Source organism: Desulfuromonas sp. TF (genome assembly GCF_000472285.1).
Taxonomy (GTDB): domain Bacteria; phylum Desulfobacterota; class Desulfuromonadia; order Desulfuromonadales; family ATBO01; genus ATBO01.
In genome coordinates this window covers 4472-11942 of the sequence record NZ_KI421423.1, presented here as the reverse complement: position 1 = coordinate 11942, position 7471 = coordinate 4472, and the positions used below count along the sequence as shown (strand labels likewise).

Annotated in this window: 7 protein-coding genes; all 7 read left to right on the top strand. The window is 60.0% G+C overall.

Annotated features, from left to right (window positions below):
* The first annotated feature begins 272 nt into the window (after window positions 1–272).
* Window positions 273–704, top strand: coding sequence for a universal stress protein (locus DTF_RS0115915; RefSeq protein ID WP_027716125.1), 432 nt, complete (start codon window positions 273–275; stop codon window positions 702–704).
* Between the two features lie 21 nt (window positions 705–725).
* Window positions 726–1508, top strand: a complete 783-nt coding sequence (locus DTF_RS0115910; RefSeq protein WP_027716124.1) for an acyl-CoA dehydratase activase — start codon at window positions 726–728, stop codon at window positions 1506–1508.
* Between the two features lie 71 nt (window positions 1509–1579).
* Window positions 1580–2827, top strand: a complete 1248-nt coding sequence (locus DTF_RS0115905; protein ID WP_027716123.1) for a 2-hydroxyacyl-CoA dehydratase subunit D — start codon at window positions 1580–1582, stop codon at window positions 2825–2827.
* A gap of 1 nt (window position 2828) precedes the next feature.
* Complete coding sequence (locus DTF_RS0115900; protein ID WP_027716122.1) at window positions 2829–4916, top strand: acetate--CoA ligase family protein; 2088 nt, start codon at window positions 2829–2831, stop codon at window positions 4914–4916.
* A gap of 112 nt (window positions 4917–5028) precedes the next feature.
* Complete coding sequence (locus tag DTF_RS0115895; RefSeq protein ID WP_027716121.1) at window positions 5029–6219, top strand: thiolase family protein; 1191 nt, start codon at window positions 5029–5031, stop codon at window positions 6217–6219.
* Window positions 6220–6301: 82 nt separating this feature from the next.
* Window positions 6302–7084 (top strand): enoyl-CoA hydratase/isomerase family protein, encoded by a 783-nt coding sequence (locus DTF_RS0115890; RefSeq protein ID WP_027716120.1) that lies wholly within the window; start codon window positions 6302–6304, stop codon window positions 7082–7084.
* 80 nt (window positions 7085–7164) lie between these two features.
* Window positions 7165–7471, top strand: a 307-nt coding sequence (locus tag DTF_RS26265; protein WP_226989379.1) for a 3-hydroxyacyl-CoA dehydrogenase family protein, incomplete at its 3' end; no start/stop codon positions are given.

Sequence of the window (7471 nt, the reverse complement as noted above, 5' to 3'; positions counted from 1 at the left end):
GATCCTGCTCCTTTTCGTCTTCACCTACTGGGCGGATCTGGTTCTGCTGCTCCCCCGGCTTGTCTATAACTACGGCGGCTAGGAGGCTGTCGGACTATACGGGCCGAAGCGAAAAATTGGCTGTTTGAGACCAGATTCGGGCTCGTTTGAGAACCAATAGCTATAGCTATTCGTCAAAAAGGAGCCCGAATATGGGCCAAACAGACGATTTTGCAGCCGGCTCATGGATAGGCCGACAGGCTCCTAGAGCCCAAGAAAACAGGAGAGAAACCATGAACGACATGAAGATACTGCTTCCCCTCGACGATTCGCCGCAGGCGCAGAGGACCGTAAAAACCGTGCTGGCGATGAAAGACAAGTTCCGGAACTGCACCCTGAGCCTTCTTCACGTGTTCGTCCTGGAGAAAATCAACTATCGCGGAATTCCGGCGAGTCAGTTCGAGATGATCGAGGAGAAGGCCCGCGCGTCCGCAAAAAAATTCATCGAAGAGCAGAAGGACGTCTTCCTCAAAGAGGGGATAAAAGCCGAGGCGATGGTCGTAGACGGATATCCCCGCAAAACCATCTGCGCGCTCGCCGACAGCGGCGACTACGACCTTCTGGTCATCGGCCGGCACACCGAAGGAGAGTTCCGGAATCTTCTCTTCGGCTACGTCTCCAACTACGTCATCCACCGGGTCAAGAGTCCGGTTCTGATTCTCTAGGTTAGCGCTTTAGAGGCGATTATGTCTGAACCAGTTTATGTGGGCCTCGATCTCGGGGCATCGAGAACAAAGGTCGCAATCATCGACTCCGGGAAGCGGCTTATCGGTCATGCGGTCAAGAAGACCGGAACCGATTTTGCCGCAACCGCCCTGTCCTGTCTCGAGGCTTCGCTGAAGATGGCCGGAAAGAGCCGAGAAGATATCGCGCATGCCGTTTCCACGGGATACGGCCGCGCCAACGTCTCTTTCATCACCGAAGAGAGCAAGACTGAAATCGGCTGTATCGCCAAGGGATGCCACCATTACTTTCCCGAAGCCATTACCGTCATCGACATCGGGGGTCAGGACAACAAGATCATCAAGGTCGATCGTGACGGACGCCGGAGCAGTTTCAAGATGAACCGCAAGTGCGCTGCCGGAACAGGAGCCTTTCTCGAAGAGATGGCCGTTCGCCTTGACATTCCTCTTGAAGAGTTGGACCAGCTGGCCCGTCAATCCGAGGACATGGTCAAACTCGGCAGCTACTGCACGGTCTTTTCGGCCACGGAGGTTCTCGAAAACATCCGCCATGGCAAGAAAGTGGCCGATATCGTCAAGGGACTTTTCTACTCGGTCATCAAACGGGTGCTGGAGATGGATTCCCGGACGCACAAAGTGGTCATGACCGGGGGGGTGGTCGCCAACAACCCGTATATCGTCGAAATGGCTGAGGAGCTGCTGGGCGAGCCGGTCCTGCTCCCGGAGTTCCCACAACTGGCCGGGGCGATCGGAGCCGCCCTTTACGCACTCGAGAACAAGAAATAGCTCGATGTTGATGCACTCGCAAAAGCTCAGAGGATGGCTACGCCATCAAACCATCGCCCAGGGAGAAATCTATGGCTGAGGAAAAAAAGATTATCAGAAAGAAAATCCAGGCCGCCGATCAGATGAACAAGATCATGGCTGATTACTTCTACGACCTGAACGAAGCATCCACCACAGGCAGCCGGAAGGTCGCCTGGTGCACGAGCGTCGGTCCGGCCGAACTGCTCAGAGCCATGGGGTTCGCGGTTCACTTTCCGGAGAACCACGCCGCCATGCTCGGGGCAACCCGCATGTCCACCGATCTGATCCCGGAGGCGAACGCCATCGGCTACTCCCCGGACATCTGCTCCTACCTCACGGCGGACATCGGCTCCTTTCTGACGGGAAAAACCCCGCTGGCGAACGCCTTCGAGGGAATCAAATCGGTGCCCAGACCCGATGTGCTGGTCTATAACACCAATCAGTGCCGAGACGTTCAGGACTGGTTCTCCTGGTACTCCAAGGAATTGGGCGTTCCCTCCATCGGCGTCACCTCTCCCAAGAACCTCACCGACGTGACCGACGCGCACATCGATGACGTTACCCGGCAGATCGAAGCACTGGTGCCCGCCCTTGAGGAGATCTCTGGAGAGCGCCTGGACATGGAGCGCCTGCGTGAAACCGTCGCCCTGTCCAGGGAATGTACCGAGCTGTGGAAGCAGGTCCTGGAGACCGCCACAGCCCGCCCTGCCCCTCTGACGTTCTTCGACGGCACGATTCACATGGGACCGGCCGTCGTGCTGCGAGGTACCCGCCAGGCCGTAGAATACTACAAGGTCCTTCTTGCGGAACTCCAACAGAGGATCGAGAACGGGATAGGCGCCGTCGAGGATGAGGCCGTCCGCATCTACTGGGACGGCATGCCGGTATGGGGCCGCCTCCGGCAGCATTCGGAACTATTCTCGAACCTTCGGGCCAACGTTCTCGCCTCCACGTACTGCAGCAGCTGGATTTTCCCGGCCTTCGATTCGAAGGATCCCTTCCGGAGCATGGCCAGGGCCTATCTCGAACTCTTCATCGTCCGCTCCGACGAGTACAAGGAAAAGTACATCAAGGAGATGCTGGAGAAGTTCGACGTCGACGGAATCATCTACCATGACGCCAAGACCTGTCCCTACAACTCCAACAGCCGCTACGGGATGCCCCAGCGGCTCGAAGCGGAAACCGGCATCCCCAGCCTGGTAATTTCCGGCGACCTCAACGACCTTCGCTGCGTCTCGGATGAACAGACAAAAACTAACGTCGAAGCCTTTATCGAACAGATCGAGGAGGGAGTATAAAATGTTGGACGCACTCTTCAAGCCGAAAGCGGTGGCGATTATCGGCGCCTCTACCAAGGAACTCTCCATCGGCAACGTCATCACGAAAAATCTGCAGACCTACGGGTACAAGGGCAAAATCTACCCTCTCAATCCCAATGCGCCCGACATCCGGGGGATCAAGGCCTACAAATCTCTCGACGAAATTCCCGGAGAAGTCGATCTGGCCCACGTCATCATCCCCAGCAAGTTCGTTCCGCAGACCATCGAAGAATGCGGCAAAAAAGGGATCAAGGCCGTCATCATCAACTCCGCCGGCTTCAGCGAGATGGGCGAGGAAGGAGAAAAACTCCAGGAGGAATTCCTCGCCACGGCGAAGAAGTACGGGGTGCGGATCTTCGGCCCCAACTGCCAGGGGATCATCAACTCCGATCCGGACCTGAAGGCCTACTGTAATTTCACCTTCACCTACCCCGAGCCCGGCTCCATCTCGGTAGTCGCTCTCAGCGGCGGAGTCGGCGCCCTGATCATGCAGGCGCTCTTCGATCTCGGCATCGGCCAGCGCTTCTACGCCTCCAACGGCAACGCCAGCGACATCTCCATCCCGGAGATCGTTCAATATTACGGCCAGGACGATGGGACCAAGGCGGTCATTCTCTATACCGAAGGGTTCTCCAACCCACGGGAATTCCTCGAAGTGGCCCGGGAGGTCTCGGCGAAAAAGCCGATCCTGGCCATGAAGGCCGGCCGCACCGAGCAGGGCGCCAAGGCTGCCTCCTCTCACACCGGCTCCCTGGCCGGAGTGGATATCGCCACCGAGCTGATCTTCGAGAAGACCGGCATCCTCTCCTTCACCGATGAGGGCGAGATGGTGCGGGCGGCCTGGGCTTTCTCCTCGCAGCCGATTCCGGCCGGAAACCGCGTCGGCCTCATCACCAATACCGGCGGTCCGGCGGTCATCGCCACCGACGTCCTGGTCGATTGCGGCCTCGATGTGCCGAAGATCTCCGATAAATCGATCGAGAAACTGAAGCAGACCCAGTTCCCCGAAGCCGCGCTGGAAAATCCCATCGATGTGGTGGCCACCGCCGGAGGTCCCCAGTTCCGTGCCGCCATGGACGTGTTGCTCGAAGACGAAGGGATCGACAGCATCTTCATCAACTTCGTCACCGCCCCCTTCACCGACACCGACGCCGTGGCGCGGGAGATCGTGGAGGTGAGCCGGCAGGCAAAAAAACCGCTCGTGTGCAACTTCATGACCGACCTCAGCAAGGAGCGGTACCGCAAAACCATGAGCATCCTCAAGGAAGGGGGCGTCCCCTTCTATGCCAATCCCAGCGATGCCGCCAAGGTCCTCGGGGCGCTGACGCGTTACGGTCAACTCCAGCACCGCGACATCGGACAGCCGGAAACCTTCTCCGGCATCGATGCAGCCAGAGCCGCATCGATCATCGAGCAGGCGCGGAAGGCCGGCCGCGACATCCTCTCGGCCTCCGATGTCTACTCCATCTTCGAAGCCTACGGCCTCCCCGTCGCCCCATGGGAGGTGGTGGAGAGCGCCGCCGATGCCGTCGACGCCGCCGACCGCATCGGCTACCCCGTCGTCGTCAAGGTCGACTCCGAGGAGATCGATCACAAGAGCGACATGGGCGGGGTCGTCATCAACCTCAAGAGCGCCGGGGAGGTCCGCGCGGCCGTGGAGAAGATGCAGGGCGCCCTGGGCCAATTCGGCAAGCTCAAGTTCCTGGTGCAGAAATTCCTCCCCGGCGGCCGCGAGCTGATCATCGGCGCCACCGCCGCGCAGGACCTCGGCCACCTCGTGATGTTCGGCCTCGGCGGCATCTACGTCGAGGTCCTCAAGGACGTGGTGTTCAAGATCGCGCCGGTCACCCGCTACGAGGCGCAGGAGATGCTCAAATCCATCAAGACCACCGCGCTTCTCGACGGCATCCGGGGGGAGAAGGGGATCGACAAGGAGAAGGTCGTCGACCTCATCCAGCGCATCTCCCTGCTCCTCACCGACCTGCCGATGATCCAGGAGATGGACCTGAATCCGATCATGGCTTTCGAGGACGCGGTCTATGCCGTGGACGGACGGATCCGGATCTGAAGACAGATGACGGCTTGCCCGCCGAAGCCTTGGCGAAGGCGGGAAGACAGAGGACGGTAATACCAAACCTTAATCTCAGTCTCAAACTGAATTTCACTTAGGAGAGAAAACCATGTTGAAAAAAGCCTACATCCCTTACGGAGGCTACTACAGCACCCCCTTCGCCCGCTGGCAGGGGAGCCTCGCCAACGAGAATTCGATCGTCCTGGGGGCTGATACCTCCAGACGCTTCTTCGAAATCAAAAAATGGGATCCGCAAAGTTTCGACTACGTCCTGGTGGGCAGCACGGTCTACCAGAAGCAGTGGTTCTACAGCGGCCCCTGGGCTTCGGCGATGATGGGCGCCACCGGGGCTCCCGGTGTTCTGGTCAGTCAGGCCTGCTCAACCCCGACCACCACCATCTACCAGGCCGGGATGGGCATTGAAACCGGTATGTTCCAGAACAGCTGGTGCCTGTTGGCCGACCGCTGTTCCAACGGTCCCCACGCTGTATGGCCCAATCCGGCCGGCCCCGGCGGACAGGTCATCGCCGAGAACTGGGTGATGGACAACTTCGGCAAGGATCCCTGGGCCGGCGGCGCCATGATCCAGACCGCGGAGAACGTCAGCAAGGAAAACGGCGTGACCCGCGAGGAATGCGACGCCATCACCCTGCGCAGGCAGGAGCAGTACCAGGACTCCCTGGCCAACGACCGGGAGTTCCAGAAGCGCTACATGTTCCCGGCCGAGGTGCAGATCTCGAAGAAAAAGACCATCACCCTCGATGCCGACGAGGGGATCACGGCCAGCACCCCCGAGGGACTGGCCGGCCTCAAACCCGTCCTTCCCGACGGCGTTCACACCTTCGGCACTCAGACTCATCCGGCCGACGGCAACTGCGGCCTGTCGGTGACGACCCGCGAGAAGGCCAGGGAGATGAGCGCCAACCCGAGCATCGAGGTCCAGCTCGTCTCCTTCGGCTTTGCCCGGGCCAAGAAGGGATTCATGGCCGCCGCCGTCTCCCCGTCGGCGCAGATGGCCCTCGACCGCGCCGGGATCAAGGCTTCGGAGCTGGCCGCCGTCAAGACCCACAACCCCTTCGCCGCCAACGACATCGTCATGGCGAAGGTCATGGGCCTCGACGTGAACAGCATGAACAACTACGGCTCGTCGCTGATCTACGGCCACCCCCAGGCGCCCACCGGAGGCCGCCTGGTCATCGAAGGAATCGAGGAGCTGGTTCAGAAGGGGGGCGGCTATCTGCTCTTCGCCGGCTGCGCCGCCGGGGACACGGCGGCCTCTCTCGTGCTGAAAGTGGGATAAGGCAGCCTGGAGGCCCGAAGTAAACGCCTCCGGAAACCTAGGACAAGGGAAGCCGTACAAGCGGCCAAACGGAGCAAACCAAATGCCATACCAATACATCACCCTGAAAAAAGAAGAGCGTGTTCTCACCGTCAGCCTCAACCGCCCTCCCACCAATCCTCTCAACGGCGAATTCGGCCGGGAGCTCTTCGAGGCCTTCAGCGAAGTCGACAGGATGGAAGACGTGAACGTGGTGGTCATCACCAGCGCCCTGGAGAAGGCCTTCATTGCCGGGGCCGACATCAAGGAAATGGCCGCCCAGAGTCAAAGCGAGGCCGAAGCCTTCTCCAGGTTGCTGCAGGACGCCAACAATCTGCTCAGCGGCATGAAGAAGGTGGTGATCGCCGCCATAGGCGGCCACGCCCTGGGCGGGGGGTGCGAGCTGGCCATGGCCTGCGACTACCGCTTCATGGCGGCCGGCAAGGCCTTCATCGGACTGCCCGAGGCGACCCTCGGCATCCTCCCCGGCGCCGGCGGCACGCAGCGCCTGCCCCGGCTCGTCGGACTCTCCAAGGCTCTGGACATCCTGCTTCGCGGCAAGACCATGGGGCCCGAGGAGGCGCTGGAGATCGGCCTGATCGACCAGGTCATCGAAGCCGAGAACTTCATGGAGGAGGTCATGACGTTCGCCCACAAGCTCGCCTCCGGAGCCGGCAAGGCCCTGGGCTCCATCAAGGCCGCGGTCTACGAGGGAATCGACCTGCCCATGGAGCAGGCCCTGGCCGTCGAGCGCAAACACGGGCTGGAAAATCTCAAGACCCACGACGCCAAGGAAGGGCTGACCGCGTTTGCCGAAAAGCGCAAGCCCGAGTTTCAGAGCCGGTGAAAGACTTTAAACATTTATAGGTCCTATACGACTCACAGGACCTATACGACCTATAAAAAAACCCAAAAGGAGAGCTTGAGATGAATATCGAAGAGATCAAGACAATCGGAGTGGCAGGAGCAGGCAGCATGGGGGCCGGAATCGCTCAGGTGGCCGCCCAGGCTGGTTTCCAGGTCAAGGTCGTCGACGTCAGCGAAGAGAGCTGGACCCGGGCGAAAAAGACCATCACCACCAGCCTGTCGCGTATGCTCAAGAAGGAGAAGATCACCGAAGCGCAGATGGAGGAGACCCTCGGCCGCATCAGCTTCTCCACGGATGTGAGCAGCCTGGCCGACGCCTCCTTCATCATCGAGGCGGTCTTCGAGGACATCGAGGTCAAGAAGGAGT